This window comes from Neptunicella sp. (assembly GCF_048268085.1).
Lineage (GTDB): Bacteria > Pseudomonadota > Gammaproteobacteria > Enterobacterales > Alteromonadaceae > Neptunicella.
Map to the genome: position 1 here is coordinate 81,479 of NZ_JBLWWF010000003.1, position 23,680 is coordinate 105,158.

The following is a 23,680-nucleotide window of genomic DNA, read 5'->3' on the forward strand; positions in this document are numbered from 1 at the left end:
AACGAGATGGATATGAAGCCTGTTAAATTGATTGCGCTGTTGGCCTTATTGGTTTTGTCATCTTTTAATTTCGCCAACGAAACCACCCCGCTAGCATTAATGCCTTATCCGGCACAGGTGGATATTAAACCGGGTGATTTCGTATTAACAGATGCAATAACGGTTTCATTTTGGGGGGTAAGTGAATCACGTCAACAACTGATGATGAGTCAGTTACAGAGTCTGTCTGATAAGGTGACTCAGGTTGAATCCGCCAAATCGGCCAAGGTTATTATCAAGGTAACAAATTCGTCCAATAGTATTGTGCCTGAATTGAATCAGGATGAAGCCTATCAGTTGGACATTGGGCATAACAGGATTCAGTTGTCCGCACCGACTGAACTGGGAGCGTTGCACGGTGTGCAAACGTTATTGCAATTGGTGGACTGGGATAAACACCGTATTGCGCGGGTAACAATCAGCGATCAACCCCGTTTTCCTTGGCGTGGACTATTGATCGATAGCGTTCGCCATTTTATTCCCCTTGAGGATATTAAACGTCAGTTAAGGGGCATGGCCTCGGCCAAACTTAATGTATTGCATTGGCATTTAACCGATGATCAGGGCTGGCGGTTTGAGTCCAAAACCTATCCTAAATTGCAACAACTGGCTTCAGACGGATTGTATTATACCCAACAGCAAATCCGCGAGGTGGTGAACTACGCCAGTTTATTGGGAATAAGAGTGGTACCGGAACTGGATGTGCCCGGCCATGCATCAGCGATTGCAGTGGCTTATCCTGAGCTGATCAGTTTACCCGGCCCTTATCAGATGGAGCGGCACTGGGGCGTATTCGAGCCATTATTGGATCCATCCAATCCGCAGGTGTATGTGTTTATCGACAAACTGGTGCAAGAGCTGGCCAGCCTGTTCCCCGATCCCTACGTACATATTGGCGGAGATGAGATCTATCCAGTTCAATGGCAGCAAAGCGATAAAGTACAAGCTTATATGCGCAAGCAAAAACTAGCTGATACCCAGCAGCTGCATACTTATTTTAATCAGCAAATACAGCAAATACTCCATCGATATAACAAGCAGATGATGGGCTGGGATGAGATTTATGATCCGGCCTTACCAAGGGATATTCTGATCCAGTCCTGGCGAGGGTTGGAGTCCATTAGCCAGTTTGCCCGCCAAGGCTATCAGGGCATTTTATCTACCGGTTTTTATATTGATCAGCCTCAGCCGACCGACTACCACTATCGAAATGATCCGGTGCCACAACAACCTGTAACAGTACCGAAAATTAACGCGCAAACCCATTGGCAGCAATGGCAATTCAGCATGCCACGTCTTAAAGGCAGCAAAGTAAAGGGGTTAATCACCCTGATACAAAACCCCGGGCAGGTTGAACAGGGTTATATCAGTTTGAATAACAAGCCCACTCGTCAATTACATGATTTATCCCAACACAACGGTATAAAACAATTCTGGTTAGATACCTGGATGGGACCAACCCGCTTTGAACTTGATTTAAGCGATGAGCAGGGGATTAATGGTCGTATTATGCTTGGCAATAGTCCTTATCCGGTTAATGGTCAATTGCTAAAACAGGGTCGCGGTAAAGACGGCGCTCCGCTATTAAGATTTGCCGAGCGGCTCAGTACTGAACAAGCCAAAAATATTCTTGGTGGCGAGGCGACAATCTGGGCGGAGTTAGTTACAGCGAATAATCTGGATTTACGCATTTGGCCAAGATTGTACGCCATTGCCGAACGATTATGGTCGCCAGCTAATATGACCGATGAAACTCAGATGTATCAGCGGCTCACAAAAATGGACCAATTTGCTAATCAAGTCGCAGGATTGCAGGCTCACCAGCAGCAACAGGCGGGATTGCAAAAGCTTGCGGGAGATCAGGATATTCAACCGTTGCTGATACTCAGTCAGGCGCTAGAACCTGCGCAGTATTATACCCGTCACCATATTAAGTTTACCCAGGATCTTTACCATCAGCAGGCCGACCTGAATCAGTTTGTGGATTTTTTGCCAGTAGAGAGTTTAACCTTGGTGCATTTAAACCGAGAGGTACGGGATTATGCTCAGGGCGATATAACGGCACTTGACCGGATCGAAACGCAACTCGGACATTGGCAAGACAATTTGCCCAACGTACAAATGCTAATTGAGAAGGCTGAGTCTTTGCAGCCAATGTCATCAATCGTTGATAAGTTAGCGTCCACAATTCAACTGGGCAATAAGCTTATCGGCCAATGTCGAACAGGAGAAAAACTGTCGACTGAGGCATATCAGCAATGGCGCAAACAATTGTGGCAGTTTACTGAAGTGGAACAGGAAATAGTGGTGTCAGCCGCGATAATGTTGGAGCAATTAATGCTGGTGTGTAATGAATAATGCCTCTATAGACAATTGTAATAGCGATTAATGACTGGTTGGTGAAATGTGTTTTATTAAATCATCTAATGGCATAGGGCGACCTAAATAATAGCCTTGTGCTTCCTGACATCCCATTTCCTGTAAGATTTTCAGTTGTTGCGCTGTTTCGATACCTTCAGCCACTATATTAATATCAAAGCTTTTCGACATTGCAATTATTGCATTCACTATTGTTCTGGAGCGGTGATCATCTTCTACACCCGAGACAAAACTGCGATCTATCTTAATCTCATCGACGGTTAAATCCTTGAGCATGGCGAGCGACGTATAGCCGGTACCAAAATCGTCAATTGAGAAACTGATTCCACTGGCTTGCAGGCTGGAGATGATCTCAACACTTTTTTTCATATCGGTAAGTGTTGCGGTTTCAGTAATTTCGATGCGTATATAGGGGGCCAGATTCACTTGACTCTGAATAAATTCAGTTAGCTCATGCATTTCCTGGGTATTGTTAAACTCCGTAGCGGATATATTCACGGCGACATGTTTAACTTGATTTCCCAGTAATGTTGAATTGCCTAGCTCAGTGGAAGCTTTGTTAACGACCAGTTTTGAAATGCCACTGGTCAAACCGTGTTCCTCTGCCAATGGAATAAACACATCGGGAGGGATAAAACCCTGCTCCGGATGAATCCAGCGCACTAGGACTTCAACTCCGCTAGGGGTTAGCGTTTTGAGATTATATTTGGGTTGATACACAACGGTTAACTGTTCTTTGCTAATGGCTTCTTGTAGATCGATGACCATTTGACGACGCAGCATGGCTCTTTCGGTTAATTCTTTGTCATGATATTGGATTGCATTTTTTTGTTGTTTGGCAACGCCGAGCGCTTCCGTTGCTGACACCATTAATTCTTTTGCGTTAACGCCATCGGCGGGGTATAGCGCAACGCCAATACAACAAGTGGCTTTAATACTATTCTTTTTGGCTCTGCGTACAAACAGTTGTTGAAAATCACGGACATGATTATCCAAATGGATATTTTCGTCTAATACGTTAAAGCTGGCAAATTGGTCGGCATGTAAACGTGACACAAACGCCCCGGTTAAAACTGCTTCTTTTATATCATTGGCCAAATCTTGCAAAAACAGATCGGCTTGTTCAAAACCGATGGCATCATTAATACTTTTAAAATCATCAATGTCGAGGTAACCGAGCAGGATCCGTTCACCGGGGTTGAGTTGTTTTATGGTTGAGTTGAGCGCGCGAATGAACATATTGAGACTGAGCAACCCGGTGAGATTGTCTATATCATTGGCTTTCTCCAAGGCTCGATTATCCCTAAGCACTAGTATCAATAGTAATAGTGCGGTCAAAATGACGAAGGCCAAGCCTTTATAAGTCTGCGCTACGGCACGTAAGTAAGGACTGTCGAAAAAGGTTTCAACTGCAATATCGGAAAACAGGATCCAGAGCGAGGCGAAAACAGCATAGATAATCGAGACTTTTAAGGCTGATATGGTGGCTCTGTTCATAATTAATTGTCAAAAATGTTTTTCGATATTTAAGTGTTTGTATAAGATAACATTTTTTAACAAAAATAAACCTTTGTGTCGTTCAATGATTGAACTATCTTCCGATTAACGATTCTTATCAACAGAAGCAAGTTAACTATTAATAAGCAGATTTTATGTTTAGATTTGTCATGAGCGTTTTTGTCGGTATCACCTTAAGTGCATGTTCTACTTTTTCTTATAACACCAAGGAAATCGGAGCGGGGGCGTTAGGTGAATTGAGTAATAGCCAAATCAGTTATAATCCGGCTCGCTGCCAAGCGATTAAAAACCAGTGTGTTCAGGGGCATTTTGAAGAGTTTCCCACCAGTGATGGGCAAACAGGTTGTGCCTGCTCTCAATAGGCGCACTAAATTAAATCAGCGGTTTTTTAAAATTCTTCCAGTTGATTTTACTGGACAGTAATAGCTCCCGTAGTGATAACGCTCGGGGTTGCGCTTTACCGCGATAATTCCAGCTATGGCCACAACAGGCAGCAGTCAAGCTGGCTTTGGAAGGGAGCAAAATGGTTTTCTGCAAAGGTTGGCCTTCGCCATTGGATTTTATTTCGGCCTGACCTGTAAAACTAAACCAGCCATGCTTGTTTAAATGCAGCCGTTGGTTGTCGACGTCTATTCTATCTACAGAATCCAGTTCGTACTGTTCCAGTCCTTGCTCATTAATACATACCGCAACAGGCATGCCGAAGTGACTGTATTGACTGAACCAGTGCCGGGATTTTTCTTCAGACTCTTTTTTCGCAATGGATTTGGCAGCCTGTTTGGCCTGCCAACTGGCGTTATGTAAATCTACTTCCAGTGGGGCGTTATGGTTAAGTAAGAAGTGTGCGGCTTTTCTAATGTGATAACTCAGGCCGGCTAAACGCCGTTTAAGGTTATCGATATTCTGACTGGGTGATAAGGCTAATTGCGCCAGTTCCCTTTCATATAAAGCATTACACAGCTCAGCAAAGTGCAATTGCTGCGTATTTTTGGCAAATATATCAGTTTGCTGGGTGGACATAAGCAAGATCAAAAAAGGGGCCGGTGTACCGACCCCTGTTTGAACTACTGACCTTTAATTTCTTTACGGCCGTTGTATATGGCAGCGTCACCTAATTCTTGCTCAATACGCAACAATTGGTTGTATTTGGCTACCCGATCAGAACGACACAGTGAACCAGTCTTAATCTGACCTGCTGCCGTACCAACTGCTAAATCAGCAATCGTGGCATCTTCGGTTTCACCACTACGGTGCGAAATAACTGCTGTGAAGCCCGCTTCTTTCGCCATACGAATAGCGGCTAAAGTCTCGGTTAACGAACCAATCTGATTAAATTTAATCAGAATCGAGTTGCCGATACCGTTGTCGATACCGCGCTTGAGAATTTTGGTATTGGTTACGAACAAATCGTCTCCGACTAACTGGATTTTATCCCCGATCTTTTTAGTTAGACTTTCCCAACCATCCCAATCGCTTTCATCCAGACCATCTTCAATGGAAATAATGGGATAACGCTTGGACAGATCCGCCAAGAAATCGCCAAAACCTTCAGAATCAAAGACTTTACCTTCGCCTTTCAGGTCGTATTTGCCATCAACATAGAATTCAGAAGCGGCACAATCCATCGCTAAAGTGATGTCTTTATTCATCACATAACCGGCTTTTTCAACGGCATCGATAATAACGGTTAACGCTTCTTCGTTAGAACCTAAATCAGGGGCAAAACCACCTTCGTCACCTACCGCGGTGTTTAAACCTTTGGCGTTAAGTACTTTTTTCAGTGAATGGAAAATTTCTGCACCCATACGCAAGGCTTCGCTAAAGCTGCTAGCACCTACTGGCTGGATCATGAATTCTTGAATATCCACGTTATTATCCGCGTGCTCACCCCCATTAATGATATTCATCATTGGTACTGGCATGCTGTACTGACCCGCAGTTCCGTTTAAGTCAGCGATATGCTGATAAAGCGGCACATTTTTGTGCATCGCAGCGGCTTTAGCGACGGCTAATGACACTGCCAAAATCGCGTTAGCGCCTAAGTTTTCTTTGTTCTCAGTACCATCTAAATCGATCATGATCTGATCGATTTCTGCTTGCTCAAGAGCATCTTTGCCCAGCAAGGCTGGCTGGATTTCATTGTTGATAGCACCAACGGCTTTTAGTACACCTTTGCCTAAATAACGGTTTTTGTCGCCATCGCGAAGTTCTAATGCTTCACGTGTTCCGGTAGATGCACCGCTGGGTGCGCAGGCGCGACCCCATGCTCCACTGGCTAAATAAACGTCGGCTTCGACGGTGGGGTTACCACGTGAATCTAAAATTTCACGGGCAAGAATTTTGCTGATGCTAGACATGATGTACCCTCATACAAAGTTGTTAAATTGCCACGCTTAATGGCGTGGCAGAATTATTAATTATTTTCTTTATGATAGATCCCGGCGGCTTTAACAAAACCTTCAAACAGTGGATGACCATCTCTTGGGGTTGAATTAAATTCCGGGTGAAATTGTGCTGCGACAAACCATGGGTGATCTTCTATCTCGATTACCTCAACCAACTTTTTATCGGTGGATAATCCTGTCACTTTTAGACCGGCTTTTTCAATCTCAGGCCGCAAGTTATTGTTCACTTCATAACGGTGGCGATGACGTTCATTAATCGCATCGTTACCATATAATTGATGAACTTTACTACCGGGAATCAAATGACAAAGTTGGCTACCTAAACGCATGGTGCCGCCTAAATCTGATTCATCGGTACGTTTTTCGGTACTGCCGTCAGCATCCTGCCATTCGGTAATTAATCCCACCACCGGATAAGGGCTTTGTGGGTCAAATTCAGTACTATTGGCGTCTTCCATACCTGCCACATTGCGGGCGTATTCGATAAGCGCGACTTGCATTCCCAAACAGATGCCTAGGTAGGGTACTTGTTTTTCTCGGGCGTATTGGGCTGCAAGGATCTTACCTTCAATACCTCGTTCTCCAAATCCACCAGGTACCAGAATGGCGTCCAGCCCTTCAAGTAACAGTGAACCTTTGCTTTCTAAATCTTGTGAATCAATATATTTGATATTGACGGCTACGCGGTTTTTCAAACCGGCATGTTTTAATGCTTCGTTAACTGACTTATAGGCATCGGGTAAGGCAACGTATTTACCTACCATGCCAATGGTGACTTCAAAATTAGGATTGGATTCTGCGTATAAAACCTGTTCCCATTCAGATAAATCGGCTTCTGGACATTCAATTCCAAAGCGTTTTACAACTAGCTCATCCATTCCCTGCGCTTTTAACACCGCCGGAATTCGATAAATACTTTCCACATCCCGTAATGAAATAACGGCCTTGTCAGCTACGTTAGTAAACAGGGCGATTTTGGAACGTTCATTAGACGGTAACGCTACTTCTGAACGGCACACCAGAATATCTGGTTGAATACCGATGGAGCGTAATTCCTTGACGGAATGTTGCGTCGGTTTGGTTTTTGTTTCACCCGATGCGGCCAAATAAGGTACCAGCGTCAAGTGCATAAACATGACGCGTTTACGACCTAATTCCGCACCAAGCTGACGAGCCGCTTCAATAAAGGGTAATGATTCTATATCACCAACGGTGCCACCGATTTCAACAATGGCCACATCAACACCTTCAGCGCCTTCAACCACGCGGCGTTTAATTTCGTTGGTGATGTGTGGAATAACCTGAATGGTTGCGCCTAAATAGTCTCCGCGACGTTCGCGACGTAATACTTCTTCATAAACCCGACCGGTCGTGAAGTTATTATGCTTGGACATGTGGCGACGGATAAAACGTTCGTAATGACCTAAATCCAAATCGGTTTCAGCACCATCATCGGTAACAAATACCTCACCGTGCTGGATGGGACTCATGGTGCCGGGATCAACGTTAATATACGGATCCAATTTTAGCATGGTGACTTTTAGTCCCCGCGCTTCAAGAATAGCAGCTAGTGATGCAGCAGCTATGCCTTTGCCCAGTGATGAAACAACACCGCCTGTGACGAAAATATAATTTGTCATGCGAAACCCAAGATTTAGGTGTTAACAGAATGTAGATCCGCTCAGAAATTGAGCCAATCTTTGTGTATCAAGACGGGAAAGTATTATAAGTCAAAGCGGCTTGAATGTACATGCAAATGATGCGCCTAACGAGGGAGTTTATGCGATGGAAGGTATATTTTATCGGTCTAAAGTCAAAGAGCGATTGCAGGGTATTGACCAATCAGGCCGAACGGCTGTTCGGCCTGGATAGAAAAGAATGTCCTATTTACGCGTCGCGCGCAGCATCCATGAGGTTTTTTCGTGAATGCGCATCCGATCAGATACTAGTGCGGCGGTGGATTCGTCATCGCCTTGTTGTGCCAGTTTTAATACTTCACGGGAGGTTTTGACCACCATCTCGTGGCTACGGGTGAGAATATCGACCATTTCACCGGCTGCGGGTACGCCATCAACTTCCTCAATGGAACTGAGCTTGGCAAATTCTTTATAAGTGCCAGGTGCTGCTACATCCAACGTACGAATACGTTCGGCAATATCATCTACCGCAATGGCTAATTCCTGATAGTGCTCTTCAAACATCAGATGCAGTTCACGGAACTGCGGGCCCGTTACGTTCCAGTGAAAATTATGGGTTTGCAGATACAGGGTATAGGAATCTGCTAGTAGTCGCTTTAAACCGTCGGCAATTTTCAGTCTGTTTGATTCGTTAATACCAATATCAATGTCAGTCATACAATTCTCCATGTTATTTAAAAACGAACCGGCTAGTGCCAGTAATAATAATTTACTGCGGTAAATCATCGTCTCTTAAGTTATACCCATGTCACCTAAAATTATGGATTCAGAGCGACATAATTATATACATGGAGATAAGGTTGACCTAATTCAAGTCATGAAGCGACCTTTCAGCAATTCTTGCTCTTGGTCGGGATGAATGGTTATTGCCTCGTCAGTCGCCATTACTTTTTGACAGTATCAATAATGACTTACATCGGTTCCAGTTCGATTAGACGTATATCAAAAAACAGCACGGCATTGGGGCCGATTTTATTGCCAACCCCCCGTTTTCCCCATGCTAAATCAGCAGGAACAACAAATTCGTAACGAGAGCCTACCGGCATTAATTGCAATCCTTCTTGCAAACCGGGAATTGCTTCGTTGAGTGAGAAACGATCAACAAAACCAGTTTTGTAGGTATCGGCGATCACGCTGCCATCCACATTGAGAATGCGTTGATTAACGACCACACTGTCCTGCATTGTGGGTTTTATACCATCGGTATTATCGATAACTCGATACAGCAAGCCACTGGCGGTTTGTTGTACACCATCCTGACGCTGATATTTTTCGATATAAGCTTCACTGGCTTTACGATTTTGTCCAGCGGAGCCTTTATTCAGTTTTTTCGCTTTTGCCATTGATTCACGTTCGAACAGTAAATAATTGATTAATTTGATTCGACTATTGTCTTACATGCGGTTTGTTTTTGCATTAGTTGTTCGGCAATTTGACCCAATTGCTCAACGGCGTGAGCTAAATGATGACTCCATGTTTTGGTCACGCTTAAACGGAGACAGTGATCATACTGACCAGACATGCTAAACGTATGCCCGGGCATAAAACAGATCCCTTGCTGGACAGATTGCCGGTATATATCCATCGCCAGCAATGAATCTGGTAATTCTACCCAAATAAAGAATCCTCCTTGAGGTGTCGATACTCGGGTTCCAGTCGGAAAATTTTCTAATATGCAGGCTTGTAATTTCATCACCTGTATCTGCAGGGTACTGCGCAATTTGCGAAGATGAGCGGGATAGCTTTCACTTAACAGATAATCTGCCATTGCTAGTTGGCATGGGATGCTACAGGTAATATTCATCGATACTTTACGCCGCATTAGCGCAGGAATTAACCTGTCAGAAGCTATCCAGCCGATGCGCATTCCCGGGGTTAAGTCTTTAGAAAAGGAACTGCAATATATGATAAAACCATCGTGTTGGTAGGCATAAGCCGGACCCGTTTCCTGAGTGTGATAGGCCAGGCTGCCAAAGGTATCGTCTTCTATGATATAAATTTGGTGTTGTTTAGCCAGGGCTGCCAGCTGCTTTTTATCCTGATGGCTGAGATTAAAACCCAGTGGATTGGTTGCCGTTGCACTAATAATGAGGGTGGTAAAAGCTCGTCGGGCAAATAATTCAGCCAGATGCTGCATATCTGGCCCTTGCGAATCGCAGGGAATTTCCATTATCTTGCGATTGGCGTATTGTAATGCCGTCAGCAACCCGCTGTAACAGGGCGTTAGTATGGCGACCGTTTCTCCCACCTGACTAATATGCTCTACCACCAGATTCACCGCTTCCAGACAACCGTTAGTGATAAGAAGATCGTCCGCATCAACCAGACAAAAACGGCTACGCATAAGTTCTGCAATGGCGGTGCGAAGCTTTACTTCACCTTGCGTATGACCATAACTATTGGCGGTAATATTGGCCAGTTTGGCAGTGCGTTTTAATGACCGTTGCAACGCGAGGGACGGGCGTAAGGATTCATCTAAAAAGCCGTTACTTAGCCCGATACGATCATAAGTCAACGCGTTTTGCATAATATCGAAAATCACATCCGATGGATCATGGTGGATGGAGATGGATTTGGGCGTCGGGGCACTTAAGGGTAAGGAATTGGGCTGTCCTTTAACATAAAAACCGGATTGGGCTTTGGCAACAATTAGTCCCTGCCGTTGTAACCATTCATAGGCTTGATTAGCCGTGGTCAGGCTGACTTGATGTTGATGTGCAAATTTACGCAAGGCAGGTAAAGGATCGCCCGCCTTTAATTTATCACTGTGTATTTCCGTGACAATTTGTTGGGCGAGTTGTTGATATTTAAATGCCACAATGTACTCAGCAGTTACGGGTTAAGAATCATCATTGTACTGGTTTTTTTATAAAAAAGTGAATCTGTTATGCTTTTTTAAAAGCGTTAATCTTAGCGACTAAATAATGATTAACGGGAATCACTTATGCAGCAATGGTATCAAACGTTTCTAGCTCAGCCTTATCGAAAAATCAGCTATGCCTGGAGTGCTCAAACTAAAGGACTGGTGCTTGGGATGGTAGCTGTGATGTTATTTAGTTTTACGTTGCCGTTGAGTCATTATGTGACGCAAAGGCTCGACCCTTGGTTTGTGGGCATGGGGCGTACCGCTTTTGGGGGCGTGTTGGCCGCCGCAATTTTATGGAAAAAACGGGTTTCGATACCGACGCGTCAGCAAATTAAATGGCTGCTGTTAAGCTCATTGGGGATCACCTTAGGTTTCCCCATTTGTATTTCTCTGGCGATGAGTTTAACTGAATCGTCGCGGGGGATTATCGTGATTGGTGTATTGCCATTAGCCACTGCTGTTATTGGCGCCATTTTAGCCAAAGAGAGGATGCCAAAATCGTTTTGGTTGTTCGCGTTAGTGGGAGCTTTGTTGGTCTTTGTGTTTACCGCATCCCAGCAAAGTTCAGGTCCTCAGTGGGCCGATTTTTTATTATTAATGGCGGTGTTATCTGCCGGGTTTGGTTATGCAACGGGGGGGAAATTATCTAAAGAAATGCCGGGGTGGCAGGTAATTAGTTGGACGTTGGTATTAGTTATGCCGTTATTTTGGTTGCCGACAGCTATCTTGTTTCCGGCTGAGTCGTCGCAGATTGAGTGGGGCATCTGGATCGCCTTTGCTTATCTGGTGATTATCAGTCAGTTATTGGGATTCTTTTTGTGGAATTCAGCGATGGCCTTGGGCGGGATTGCGCTAGTTAGCCAAACGCAATTATTGCAGATTTTCTTTTCGCTGCTGATTGCCGATATGCTGTTTGGCGAACATCTGAATGGCTGGACCTGGTTGTTTGCCATCTTAATTATTGCGGTAGTGGCATTGGGTAACAAAAGTGTCCGCTTGGCACGTCAACACTCACAGTCATCGAGCTGATTTGCCAAGCGAAACCAGCGCGATTGCTATTTTTGTGTCAGGGCTTTTAATTTATATAACGCGTCTAATGCTTGTTTGGGCGTATATTCATCGGGCTCAATGTTATCGATGGCTTCTGTTAGCGGATCACTCATTTGAATAAAATCCAACTGGGTTTCTGTGCGTTGTGCCGGTGCAACTGGTGTCATTTGCCCGGCTTCCAAATCGGCTAGTTTATGTTTGGCAGCCTGAATAACCGCTCTGGGCACACCGGCTAATTGAGCGACTTGTAAACCAAAGCTGCGATTGGCTGCGCCTTCCTGAACTGCGTGCATAAAGCTAATGGTGTCGTCATGTTCGACGGCATCCAAATGTACATTGGCTAATTCCGGTAGTTGCTCTGCTAGTTGGGTCAGCTCAAAGTAATGGGTAGCAAACAGGGTAAAGGCGTTAATTTTTTGCGCCAGATATTCGGCACAAGCCCAGGCAAGCGATAAGCCATCATAGGTGCTGGTTCCTCGACCGATTTCATCCATCAACACCAAACTATTGGCGGTGGCATTATTAAGAATATTGGCGGTTTCGGTCATTTCGACCATAAAGGTCGAACGTCCGGAAGCGAGATCATCCGAGGCACCAATCCGGGTAAATATGCGATCAATCTGGCCTATCTGGGCATTTTCTGCCGGAATATAACTGCCAATATAGGCGAGTAATACAATCAATGCAGTTTGGCGCATATAGGTTGATTTACCCCCCATGTTAGGACCGGTGATGACGAGCATCCGGCGCTGATGATTCATGGCAATAGGGTTTGCGATAAAAGGTTGTTGCATGACTTGTTCTACTACCGGATGGCGGCCGCGATCATAATGTAAACCCACGTTAGAACTAAATTGTGGACAATGATATTGCAAGGTCTCGGCGCGTTCGGCCAAGTTGGTCAGAACATCCAACTCTGCCAGGGCATTAGCACTGGTAAATAATTCGGCTAATTGGGGCAGTAAGGTATCGAACAGTTGGTCATAAAGTTGCTTTTCTAAGGCCAAGGCACGGCTTTGGCTGGTAAGCACTTTGTCTTCATGCGCTTTAAGCTCGGGAATAATATAGCGTTCGTTATTTTTCAGGGTTTGTCGACGAATATAGTCTACCGGCACTTGATCGGCATAGCTGCGACTGATGTCGATAAAAAAGCCGTGTACTTTGTTGTAGCCCACTTTGAGAGTGGGAATACCGGTGCGCTGTTTTTCCCGTTCTTCCAACTGTTCTACATAATCGGTAGCGCCTTTGGCTAAGTTACGCAATTCATCCAACTCAGAATTAAATCCTTCAGCAATCACACCGCCATCGCGGATTAGTACCGGAGGATTGTCAATGATGGCTCGTTCCAACAGCGTGAGAAAATCGGGAAACTCGCTGATTTCTTTAGCCAGGCTGATTAACAATGGATTATCCATACTGCCAATAAATTGTTGAACCGCATGGAGTTGGCCGAATGCTTGCCGTAAACGGGCAAAGTCTCGGGGACGAGCCGAGCGCAAGGCGAGTCTGCCTAGTATGCGTTCTATATCGCCTATCTGTTTTAGGTATTGTTGTAGTTCACTGAAATCATGTTCCAGTAATGCACCGATAGATTGTTGGCGTTGTTGTAACAGGCTAACGTTGGTTAAAGGCCGGTGTAACCAGCGTTGTAACAAACGACTTCCCATGGCCGTACTGGTTTTATCCAATACGGCTATTAGCGTATTGTCGGTGCCACCGGACAGGTTATGAGTGAGTTCTAAATTCCGTCGAGTAGCGGCATCCATTAAGACAGTATCATCGAGCCTTTCTAATTGAATTTGACGAATATGTGGTAGCGCTGAGCGTTGGGTATCTTTGACATATTGCATAATACAGCCAGCGGCACGTAATCCCAGTAACGCTTTATCTACCCCAAAACCACTGAGTTCAAGGGTTCCGAATTGCTGGTTTAGCTGATTAATAGCAGTTTGTTGTTCAAACTCCCATTCTGGACGACGGCGTAATCCTCGGCGTTGTTCAATTAAATGAAGGTGTTCAAAATTATCCGGATACAGTAATTCTGCCGGCTGGGTACGCTGAATTTCAGCCAATAAGGCATCATGATCTTGTGGTTCACTGATGGCAAAACGACCGCTGCTTAAATCCAACGTGGCGTATCCGAATTGCTCTTTGTGACACACGAGGGCGGCTAATACGTTATCCTGTTTATCATCCAACAAGGATTCTTCGGTGACAGTACCTGGTGTAACGATACGTACTACTTTGCGTTCTACCGGGCCTTTGCTGGTGGCGGGATCGCCAATTTGTTCACAGATTGCCACCGATTGGCCAAGTTTAACGAGTTTAGCTAAATAATTATCCACCGCATGATAGGGAACGCCCGCCATTGGAATGGCATTACCACCACTTTTACCTCTAGCGGTTAGTGAAATACCTAATAATTCCGCCGCCCGTTTAGCATCATCAAAAAACAGCTCATAAAAATCGCCCATTCGATAAAACAGCAAAATATCCGGATGTTCGGCTTTAATCCGCAAATATTGTTGCATCATGGGAGTGTGTGGTGCCTGAGATTGTGATGAACTCATTATTATTTCTTTATTGTTAGTATGCTGGTGGACTGTTCGGGATGAACGGCCTAACAGAGTAACAAATCTGCACCATTAAGAGCAATCGGACTGGCCAGTATTTTTGCCTTGATGGAGTTGTTTCTATTCGAATAAAAACGCAAAATGCGTTGCGCTAAGCACCGTCGGAATCTGACAATATTTCATGCCCATTGGGGATTAAGTACAGTCGACAAACAGACTTATTTAAGTGACTCAACTATACTGTTTGTCCCACGGGCGGGAATTATGATTGATCAACAATGCTCAACATTCAACGACATACAGCCCCTATCATTAGCTATTGGCATTTTTAAGGACAAGCCATGATATTACCTGAGTTAAGTACCGTTTTGGCTGAGCAATTAGGCAAACTTCTGGTCTTGAATAACTGGACAATTAGTTGTGCAGAGTCATGTACCGGAGGTGGACTAGGCTATGCCATTACCAGTATTGCCGGTAGCTCCCAATGGTTTGAAAGAGGTTTCCTGACGTATTCTAATCAAGCTAAAATAGAGTTGCTAAATGTGAAGGCTAAAACCTTGCAACAATTTGGAGCCGTATCTTCTCAAGTGGTGGAACAGATGTCATTGGGGGCCAGCCAACAAGCTAATTCTGACATTGCGATTGCCATTACCGGTATTGCCGGACCGGACGGGGGGAGTGATGACAAGCCGGTAGGAACAGTGTGGTTTGGTTTAACCATTAAATCTACCACCATCAGTGATATGCAATCCTTTCAGGGGAATCGGCATCAGGTGCGGGAACAAGCAATCAATCATGCATTAAACTACTGTATAAAAATGCTGCATAGTATTGGTTAAACGACTAATTAGGCTTTACTGATCTTCCATTAGGCCAATAGAATAGTGGGTCGGGAAAATAATTTAATTTAGCACTTGTAACTGTATGGTTGTACAGTATACTGTTGTTAACTACTGTATAGAAGCTCAAAGTTGAGGAGCGAGAAATGGATGAGAATAAATCAAGAGCCCTGTCTGCCGCATTAGGGCAAATTGAAAAGCAATTTGGTAAAGGCACAATTATGCGCCTGGGTGACAGTCAGGCGTTAGATATTGAGTCTATTTCTACAGGCTCGTTAAGCATTGATATTGCTTTAGGTATTGGTGGTTTACCTTGTGGCCGGGTCGTTGAAATTTATGGTCCGGAATCATCAGGTAAAACGACGTTAACCTTGCAAGTTATTGCTGAGGCGCAAAAGAAAGGCAAAACTTGTGCCTTCATTGATGCTGAACATGCGCTCGATCCGGTTTATGCCGGTAAATTGGGGGTTAACGTTGACGATCTATTGGTTTCTCAGCCTGACACCGGTGAACAAGCGTTGGAAATTTGTGACATGCTGGTTCGCTCCAGCGCAGTTGATGTGGTCATTGTAGACTCTGTTGCTGCCCTGACCCCGAAAGCTGAAATCGAAGGTGATATGGGCGACTCTCACGTGGGCTTACAAGCGCGTTTGATGTCACAAGCTTTGCGTAAGTTAACTGCTAATATCAAACGTTCTAATACCCTAGTTATTTTCATTAACCAGATTCGGATGAAAATTGGCGTTATGTTTGGCTCGCCAGAAACCACCACAGGTGGTAACGCTCTTAAATTCTATGCTTCCGTTCGTTTGGATATTCGTCGCATCGGAGCGGTGAAAGAAGGCGACGAAGTGGTGGGTAATGAAACCCGGGTCAAAGTGGTCAAAAATAAGGTTGCGCCACCGTTTAAACAGGCTGAATTCCAGATTATGTATGGCGCGGGAATTTGTAAAGAAGCCGAGTTGATTGACTTGGGTGTTGCCCACAAATTTGTTGAAAAAGCAGGAGCTTGGTACAGCTGTAATGGTGAACGAATTGGTCAGGGTAAGGCTAACTCGGTTAAGTATTTACAAGATAATGTGGCCATGGCACAAGATATTGAACAAAAGCTTCGTGATAAATTATTGCTGGCCAAAACAGTGGCGGATGAAGCCCCGGTATCGGAAGATGTGCTGTAATCTGCGGTAAAACGTTTATTTTTTGAAGGAGCCTTAGGGCTCCTTTTTATTTTCGGCATCCGCAAAGACGTTAACAGTTGATAATGATGTGCTAGGATGATCGGATTGATGCTGTCTAAAAGGAATATTATGCGTAACCATGGCGACTTTCCTGTGCAAGGATGGATTAAGTGTTTGGTAATATCGTTACTGCTTGGCCTTTCCGGTTGCGCCAGCCAGCCCGAAAAGGTCGTTCAGGAACATGAATCGGCCATTACTGAATCGACCGCAGCGGATCCTATGGTTGTTAGCAGTTCCCATGGTGAAGATGTCATTGAGCCAACGGTTGTCGGCTATCAACCCAAAACCTTTGATGATCCTTTGGAATCAATTAACCGGCCTATTTTTGCTTTTAATGATGTGGTTTATCGTTATGCCTTGATCCCTGCTGCTAAGGGGTATTTAAAGGTTATGCCGGAACCTGCGCAACAATCAGTCTCCAATTTTTTTGCCAATATTCGCGAACCACTCAATGCTATTAACCATTTGGCTCAGGCTAATGGTGGATATATGCTAAAAAGCCTGGCTCGCTTCGTGATTAATAGTACCGTGGGGCTGTTAGGCTTTTTTGATCCTGCCACTGCGTGGTTTGATATTGAAGAGCATAAATCAACTTTGGGTGACACGTTGCATAGCTATGGTGCGGATTATGGGGCTTATTTGGTCTTACCTTTATTAGGCTCTTCCGATACTCGCAACGGGTTTTCTACTATTGTCGAAAGTGTTGCAAGTCCGCTCAACAACATTACTGATGATCCTCAAACACTATATATTCAAGCTTATGGTGGTTTTCATGATTTTGCGCCTCAAGCAGAAACCTATGAAAAACTATCGACAGAAAGCGAAGATAAATATCTGTTTTTTAGAAATTTGTATTTAGAAGGATTGTTAAGAGATGAGCAATACAAAGAAGAATAAAGGCATCTGGTTGGCCAGACTGGTCAGTGGCTATTCCAAGGCTGTAATCGCCTGCTTCATTGTATTAATTGCGTTGGCGGGATGGTTTAGTAAAAATTTCAGAATTGATGCGTCAGCCGAAACATTACTGCTAAAAAATAATAAGCTGTACATCCAGACGCAGATTATGGATAGCCGCTTTTCTCCTCAAGAGTTCATTCTGGTGGCTTATCAACCTAAGCAAGGCCCGCTCTTTAGCCAGCAGACTTTCAGCGACATTACCAAGTTAAGTGAACAGTTTAAGCAAATTGATCGGGTTGAAGCGGTTACTTCTATTCTAAATGTTCCATTGATTTCTTTTATGGATGGACTTGAGCCAGGTCTGAAAGCCAGTGACTGGACATGGCAAGCGAAGCACTATAGTCCGGAACAAATGCAGGACGTGTTATCTGATCACCCTATTTATACGGATTTATTGGTCAATCAACAGCAAAGCGCCACTGCTATCCAAATCTTGTTTAAAGCTGATCCTGAACTGGAGAAAATTGAACATAAAATTACTGAATTGCAAAAAAAGCATCTGACCAATGAATTTAGTGAACAGGATAAAGCAGAGATTGAACAGCTTAGTCAACAAGCGGATCCGATTAAATTACGCTTAAATAAGGTTCGTCAGCAAGAAATAGACAAGATTTACCAAATTGCTGATCAAGTTGAGGACCGGGCATCGATCTATTTGGGCGGTGGCCAGGTATTAGCTTACCAATTAATTAAGATCATCAAGAATGATTTACTCGTATTTGGTAGTGCGATCGCGTTGGTCATTTGTGTTTTGCTATTCGCGTTATTTCGCCAGTGGCGCTGGGTTTTTCTACCTATTATTTGCTGCGCAGGTAGTGTGGTAACGACCGTTGGTTTGTTCGGTATGCTGGATATGCGTACCACTGTTATATCGTCCAATTTCATCGCTTTACAGCTGATTTTAACTTTAGCCATTGTCATTCACCTTATCGTGCAGTTTCGCCAGTTGGCGCAAAAACACAGCGACTATAGCCAGCAGCAGTTGGTAGAAGAAACCATAAGCAGCAAAATTGCACCTTGTTTTTATGCCGGTTTAACCACCTCGGTAGGATTTGCGTCATTGATATTTAGTCATATTCAGCCGGTTATTGCATTTGGCTGGATGATGATTGTTGCGATGTTGGTGTCGACTTTGGTGAGTTTACTGCTGTTCCCTGCGTTGCTGAATTTATTACCGCTAAAACCGGTAACAGCAAAAAGTGAGCACACCTCTAAAGTGATGAGTTGGCTGACTGACATGATATTGGGACATAAAGTGTTGGTGTTTTTTATCGCAGCCGGTTTATTAGCCGCTAGTGCGGTTGGGGCACTTAAACTGGACGTTGAAAATAGCTTTATTCATTACTTTAGTGAATCCACCAAAGTACGTAAGGAACTTGAATTTATTGACCAACAATTCGGTGGCTCCACGCCGCTCGATTTTGTCTACACCGTCAAATCTGAGCAGCAAGATACGGATTTAGTGCTGAACGCTGAAACAGTACAGACGTTGCAAAAAATTCAGCATGTCATGAATCAATATCCGGTTATTGGCAAGGAAATGTCGATTGTTAACTTTACCCAGCTGGCTAAAAAACTCAATCATGGCAAGCCATTGACCGAATATGAGTTAACCGCGGTTTATCATTTATTAGATAAAGAACTATCAGAGCAACTGTTGGGGGCGTATTTTTCACCTGAACATCATCAGTTACGCATTAGTACCCGAATAAAAGACAGTACAGAAGGCTTTAATCGCGCGGACTTTTTGCAACAGTTAAGAGGCGATATTGAAGGACTCGGAATTGCATCCGACTCCTATCAACTGACTAATTTGTTTGTGCTTTATCAGGATATTTTACAACGCTTATTTGACTCTCAGGTGAGTACATTAGGTTTGGTTTATTTGGCGCTGACATTGGTATTGCTAGCGGTATTTCGGTCATTCAAGGTGGCAATTATCGCCATCATTCCCAATATAATTTCAACCATGATGATCCTGGGTTTAATGGGGTGGTTTGGTATTCCACTGGATTTAATGACCATTACTATTGCCGCTATCGCGATGGGCATCGCAGTCGATGATACGATTCATTTTGTGCACCATTATTTAAAAAGTGTAGAGCAACAATCTCAAGACGAAGCGGTAAGAGCCACATACCACAGTGTGGGATTTGCGATGTTATTTACTACCATCATTATTACTACTGGTTTTGGTATGTTGGGCTTTTCAGACTTTATTCCCAGTGTGATGTTTGGGTTGTTGACGGGATTGGCCATGTTAATTGCGTTATTAACGGATTTGACTTTACTGCCAGCGATGCTGAATAAATTTGTGGGTGCCCGCAAAGCACCCACTCACAGCTAACTTACCAGCTTACCCGTCGATATTCGCGATAAGCAGGTTTCCAGAAATTAGCCTCGATATTGTTCTGTAACGTTTCGTCGCTAATCTCTAGTGCCAGTCCTTGTTGTTGAGCAACTTTGTTAATCGCAAACGCAATTTTTCTGCTGAGTTCCGCGACTTTCGTTAACGGCGGCAGTAACTCACCCGTAGTGCTAACGGGTGACGATTGTGCCAGGGTTTCACTGGCCGCAATAAGCATCTCATTGGTGATCTGACTTATTTTTCCCGCCACCACGCCTAAACCAATTCCGGGGAAAATATAGGCATTGTTACATTGAGCGATAGGGTAACGCTGACCTTTATATTCGATAGGTTTAAATGGGCTACCAGTGGCAATAATGGCATCTCCATCCGTCCATGCTATTACATCTTCAGGATGTGCTTCGATTTGTTTAATGGGATTACTGAGCGGCATAATAATTGGCCGACTGCAGTATTGATGCATCGTTTTAATTGCTTCTTCACTAAATAGGCCGGGTTGTCCTGATACACCGATTAAGATACCGGGTTTAGCGTTATGCATTACGTCGACCAAATTGGGATATTCATCGGTATACTGCCAGTTTTGTAAATGACTTTGGCGCTGTACCAGTTTTTGTTGGAAATCCCGCAAGCCTGTCATTTTATCACTCAGTAAACCATAGCGATCCACCATAAAGACTTGCTGACGAGCTTGTTGCTCGGATAAGCCCTCAGACATCATTTGGCAAATTATTTGTTCCGCGATACCACACCCCGCAGAACCTGCACCGACAAAGACGATGTTTTGTTCCGACAGTTTTTGTTGTTTATGCAAGCAGGCGGCTAACAAGGTGCCAACCGTAACTGACGCGGTACCTTGAATATCGTCATTAAAACAGCATAGTTTTTCCCTATATTTTTCTAATATAGGCATCGCGTTGGGTTGGGCGAAGTCTTCAAATTGCAGCATTGCTTGAGGCCAGCGTCGTTTAACGGCATTAATAAATAGCTCGATAAATTCGTCATAATCCTGTTGGCCAATACGCTTATGCCTTGCTCCCATATACATCGGATCGTTAAGGAGCTTTTCGTTATTCGTGCCTACATCCAACATAATCGGCATGGTATACGCTGGGCTAATGCCGCCACAGGCGGTATATAAAGAGAGCTTGCCAATGGGAATGCCCATGCCGCCAATTCCTTGATCCCCTAAGCCCAGAATCCGTTCACCGTCAGTAACCACAATGACTTTAACCTTTTGTTTGGTGGCATTATGCAGAATATCGTCAATTTGATCGCGTTCCGACCAGGAAATAAATAGTCCTCGATTACTGCGGTATATATCGGAAAATTGTTCACACGCATCGCCCACCGTAGGGGTATAGATAATGGGCATCATTTCTTCGAGGTTTTCTTGTACCAAACGGTGGAACAACGTTTCGTTATTGTCCTGAATGTTGCGTAAATAAATATGCTTGTTAATGGGCGCCAAGAAGCTGGAATATTGCATATAAGCACGTTCAACCTGCTCTTCGATATTTTCGTAGCGCGGGGGGATCAGTCCGGCAAGGTTAAATGCTGCCCGCTCTTCCTTGGTAAACGCAGCACCTTTATTCAACAGTGGCGTTTCAAGCAGGGAAGGACCAGCATGATGGATATAAAGAGGGCGCTTGGTCGATTTTTTTATCATTGTATTATCCGGTTTAAAAATTGTGTTGTAGGACACAGAATTATTTATTCCGGTATTTTGCCAGTTTAACTAGCTCAGCACAGCACAAACTGACGATGTAATTGTAAAATTGTCTATTTTTAAAGGACATCGGAGCAGTTGCCGCACTAAAATGCGGCAATCGACAAGGTTAGTGTTATTCCTCGGCAGGGGCGACATAAAATCCCCCCACTTCAACTGCCGTCACTACAACTTTAGTACCTTGAGTTAATGGCTGTTTTAACGTGACACCGGGTTTGACTGCCCACACGATGCCTGAATAGCGATATGAGGAGAGTCGTTCGGCGGATAAGTCACTGGTGAGGGTAAACGTTAATCCGATAAAATCGGACGTTTGTCCCTGCGGCTGCACTTTGGCTTGCAATTGCTGCATCGGTCGCCAGGCAATAATGGCCAGTACAACAGAGCTTAATCCGATACTGATCAAGGCACTAGTCAGATTGGATTCCAGTAAGCCAACGTTCATCGCGATACCGGTGAGTAAAGTGCCAAGACCTAAAAAGAATAAGAACAGGGTTGCAAACCCCATTATTCCAGCTTCAATCGCAATAGCTAAAATGCCGAATGCGATTAATGTTTCAGGTAAATTTTCGCTGAACAGCTCCATGTTTTAGCCTTTATTCAGAGTGTTGACAATGCTGGTCGCTTGCGCCACTACCGAGGAAATATCGGTGGCAGAGTCCGGTAACAATACGACGGAAGATTCTTTGGCTATGGCTTGTTTGGCCTCAATGGCCAATGTAGCGAGATCAAGTTGAATCGCTTTTTGACCTTCCTCGGTTTTTGCGACGTTACCCACTTTCTCAAGTGCTTCGGCACGCGCTTCGGCAACGCGCAAAATAGCGGTGGCCTCACCCTCGGCTTTGAGAATTTGTTGCTCTTTGTCTGCTTGTGCCGCTAATACAATAGCCTGTTTTTGACCTTCTGCGACATTGACTGCGGCCTGTCTGTCTCCTTCAGACTCTAGAATTTGGGCACGTTTTTCACGTTCGGCTTTCATCTGCCGTTCCATCGCTTCCATCACCGAATGGGGTGGGACTATATCTTTTATTTCATAGCGAAGTACCTGCACTCCCCATGGGATCGCGGCTTCGTTGATTGCGTTGACAATATTGACATTTAAGCTGTCACGCTCTTCAAAGGTTTTATCCAGCTCCATTTTACCAATTTCACTACGCATAGTGGTTTGTGCTAGTTGAGTTACGGCAAAGCTGTATTCATCAACCCCGTAGGATGCTTTATAGGGATCCAGTACTTTGAGATACAACACGCCATCGACGGTTAGTGAAATATTGTCTCTGGTGATCGCTCCTTGGCTGGGAACGTCAATTGCCTGTTCTTTTAATGTGCGGTCATAAGCGACATCATCAATGAAGGGTAAAATAAAATTTAAGCCCGCTTCTAAGGTTCGATTAAATTTACCAAACCGCTCAATGACGAACGCCCGGTTCTGCGGAACAAATTTGACGGAGGATTTAAGTAATACAATAGCCAGAATAATAATGGCCATCTGATAACTAAAGATAATATTAGTGAGCTGTTCAATTGACATGCGATGTCCTGTTAGCTGATTTCAGCCGAGTGAAAAATCCAATGCTTAGTTCTATAGCGATTCACCTAGTCTTGTCAATTTTATCATTAACTATCAGTTATCCCCGATAGGTAAGTGGCAATGAATGTGTAACTTATACATAGTCAGTGTATAAGATTTGCATCAGTATTTTTTAGGCAAAGAAAGCTAAATTACTCGAAATGAAAATAAATGCATAAATATCAATGGTATACGATTTAATTATAGGTTGGCATGATTATCGCTTTAGTGAAATGGACACACTCGTATACAAACAAAGGAGATCGTTATGTTAGGTTGGGCACTTACTTTTTTAGTTGTCGCACTTATCGCTGCGGTACTTGGCTTTAGTGGAATTGCTGGTGCAGCAGCTGGCATCGCAAAAATTATTTTTGTTGTCTTCGTCGTACTGTTGTTGTTGTCGTTAGTGGTGAATGCATTACGTGGCAGAGCCCCGAAACTTTAGTTAAACC

The 23,680-nt window shown here is 44.1% G+C and carries 19 protein-coding genes; 8 read left to right on the forward strand and 11 right to left on the reverse strand.

Features of this window, described 5'->3' with window-relative positions:
• Positions 1 to 12: 12 nt before the first annotated feature.
• Positions 13 to 2,397: a family 20 glycosylhydrolase gene (locus ACTD55_RS03105; RefSeq protein ID WP_438862843.1), complete on the forward strand. Its 2,385-nt coding sequence runs from the start codon at positions 13 to 15 to the stop codon at positions 2,395 to 2,397.
• Positions 2,398 to 2,424: 27 nt separating this feature from the next.
• On the opposite strand, the gene ACTD55_RS03110 is transcribed toward ACTD55_RS03105, so the two are convergent.
• A complete protein-coding gene (locus ACTD55_RS03110; protein WP_438862844.1) occupies positions 2,425 to 3,915 on the reverse strand; it encodes a putative bifunctional diguanylate cyclase/phosphodiesterase in 1,491 nt (496 codons plus the stop codon).
• A 155-nt stretch (positions 3,916 to 4,070) separates the two neighbouring features.
• Here ACTD55_RS03110 and ACTD55_RS03115 point away from each other — a divergent pair, with 155 nt between their 5' ends.
• The gene (locus ACTD55_RS03115) at positions 4,071 to 4,298 is read left to right on the forward strand and encodes a hypothetical protein (protein ID WP_438862845.1); all 228 of its coding nucleotides are present in this window, start codon (positions 4,071 to 4,073) and stop codon (positions 4,296 to 4,298) included.
• A gap of 10 nt (positions 4,299 to 4,308) precedes the next feature.
• Here the strand turns inward: ACTD55_RS03115 and ACTD55_RS03120 are convergent, their stop codons facing one another.
• The 6 genes from ACTD55_RS03120 to ACTD55_RS03145 form a co-directional block, all read right to left on the reverse strand.
• A complete protein-coding gene (locus ACTD55_RS03120) occupies positions 4,309 to 4,956 on the reverse strand; it encodes a hypothetical protein (RefSeq protein WP_438862846.1) in 648 nt (215 codons plus the stop codon).
• Between the two features lie 44 nt (positions 4,957 to 5,000).
• Positions 5,001 to 6,293 (reverse strand): phosphopyruvate hydratase, encoded by a 1,293-nt coding sequence (eno, locus tag ACTD55_RS03125; protein ID WP_438862847.1) that lies wholly within the window; start codon positions 6,291 to 6,293, stop codon positions 5,001 to 5,003.
• Between the two features lie 56 nt (positions 6,294 to 6,349).
• On the reverse strand, positions 6,350 to 7,981 hold the full coding sequence (locus ACTD55_RS03130; RefSeq protein ID WP_438862848.1) for a CTP synthase: 1,632 nt from the start codon (positions 7,979 to 7,981) through the stop codon (positions 6,350 to 6,352).
• Positions 7,982 to 8,224: 243 nt separating this feature from the next.
• Positions 8,225 to 8,695, reverse strand: a complete 471-nt coding sequence (locus ACTD55_RS03135) for a Dps family protein (RefSeq protein WP_438862849.1) — start codon at positions 8,693 to 8,695, stop codon at positions 8,225 to 8,227.
• Positions 8,696 to 8,949: 254 nt separating this feature from the next.
• Positions 8,950 to 9,381, reverse strand: a complete 432-nt coding sequence (locus tag ACTD55_RS03140; protein WP_438862850.1) for an FKBP-type peptidyl-prolyl cis-trans isomerase — start codon at positions 9,379 to 9,381, stop codon at positions 8,950 to 8,952.
• Positions 9,382 to 9,410: 29 nt separating this feature from the next.
• On the reverse strand, positions 9,411 to 10,856 hold the full coding sequence (locus ACTD55_RS03145; RefSeq protein ID WP_438862851.1) for a PLP-dependent aminotransferase family protein: 1,446 nt from the start codon (positions 10,854 to 10,856) through the stop codon (positions 9,411 to 9,413).
• A 126-nt stretch (positions 10,857 to 10,982) separates the two neighbouring features.
• On the opposite strand from ACTD55_RS03145, the gene ACTD55_RS03150 reads away from it, so the two are divergent.
• Positions 10,983 to 11,933, forward strand: a complete 951-nt coding sequence (locus ACTD55_RS03150; RefSeq protein WP_438862852.1) for a DMT family transporter — start codon at positions 10,983 to 10,985, stop codon at positions 11,931 to 11,933.
• 26 nt (positions 11,934 to 11,959) lie between these two features.
• On the opposite strand, the gene mutS is transcribed toward ACTD55_RS03150, so the two are convergent.
• The gene (mutS, locus tag ACTD55_RS03155) at positions 11,960 to 14,524 is read right to left on the reverse strand and encodes a DNA mismatch repair protein MutS (protein WP_438862853.1); all 2,565 of its coding nucleotides are present in this window, start codon (positions 14,522 to 14,524) and stop codon (positions 11,960 to 11,962) included.
• Positions 14,525 to 14,868: 344 nt separating this feature from the next.
• Between mutS and ACTD55_RS03160 the strand changes: the two genes are divergently transcribed.
• The 4 genes from ACTD55_RS03160 to ACTD55_RS03175 all read left to right on the forward strand — a co-directional run bounded on the left by ACTD55_RS03160 (position 14,869) and on the right by ACTD55_RS03175 (position 19,908).
• On the forward strand, positions 14,869 to 15,366 hold the full coding sequence (locus tag ACTD55_RS03160) for a CinA family protein (RefSeq protein WP_438862854.1): 498 nt from the start codon (positions 14,869 to 14,871) through the stop codon (positions 15,364 to 15,366).
• Between the two features lie 146 nt (positions 15,367 to 15,512).
• Entirely contained in the window at positions 15,513 to 16,544 is a 1,032-nt protein-coding gene (gene recA, locus ACTD55_RS03165) for a recombinase RecA (protein WP_438862855.1), read from the forward strand.
• Between the two features lie 129 nt (positions 16,545 to 16,673).
• A complete protein-coding gene (locus ACTD55_RS03170) occupies positions 16,674 to 17,501 on the forward strand; it encodes an MlaA family lipoprotein (RefSeq protein ID WP_438862856.1) in 828 nt (275 codons plus the stop codon).
• Positions 17,479 to 19,908 (forward strand): efflux RND transporter permease subunit, encoded by a 2,430-nt coding sequence (locus ACTD55_RS03175; protein ID WP_438862857.1) that lies wholly within the window; start codon positions 17,479 to 17,481, stop codon positions 19,906 to 19,908. Before ACTD55_RS03170 ends, ACTD55_RS03175 begins: the two co-directional genes overlap by 23 nt.
• Position 19,909: 1 nt before the next feature.
• Here the strand turns inward: ACTD55_RS03175 and ACTD55_RS03180 are convergent, their stop codons facing one another.
• The 3 genes from ACTD55_RS03180 to ACTD55_RS03190 form a co-directional block, all read right to left on the reverse strand.
• Positions 19,910 to 21,598, reverse strand: coding sequence for an NAD-dependent malic enzyme (locus ACTD55_RS03180; protein WP_438862858.1), 1,689 nt, complete (start codon positions 21,596 to 21,598; stop codon positions 19,910 to 19,912).
• A gap of 175 nt (positions 21,599 to 21,773) precedes the next feature.
• On the reverse strand, positions 21,774 to 22,244 hold the full coding sequence (locus tag ACTD55_RS03185; RefSeq protein WP_438862859.1) for an NfeD family protein: 471 nt from the start codon (positions 22,242 to 22,244) through the stop codon (positions 21,774 to 21,776).
• Positions 22,245 to 22,247: 3 nt separating this feature from the next.
• Complete coding sequence (locus tag ACTD55_RS03190; protein ID WP_438862860.1) at positions 22,248 to 23,189, reverse strand: SPFH domain-containing protein; 942 nt, start codon at positions 23,187 to 23,189, stop codon at positions 22,248 to 22,250.
• Positions 23,190 to 23,496: 307 nt separating this feature from the next.
• Between ACTD55_RS03190 and ACTD55_RS03195 the strand changes: the two genes are divergently transcribed.
• A complete protein-coding gene (locus tag ACTD55_RS03195; RefSeq protein WP_438862861.1) occupies positions 23,497 to 23,673 on the forward strand; it encodes a DUF1328 family protein in 177 nt (58 codons plus the stop codon).
• Positions 23,674 to 23,680: the final 7 nt, after the last annotated feature.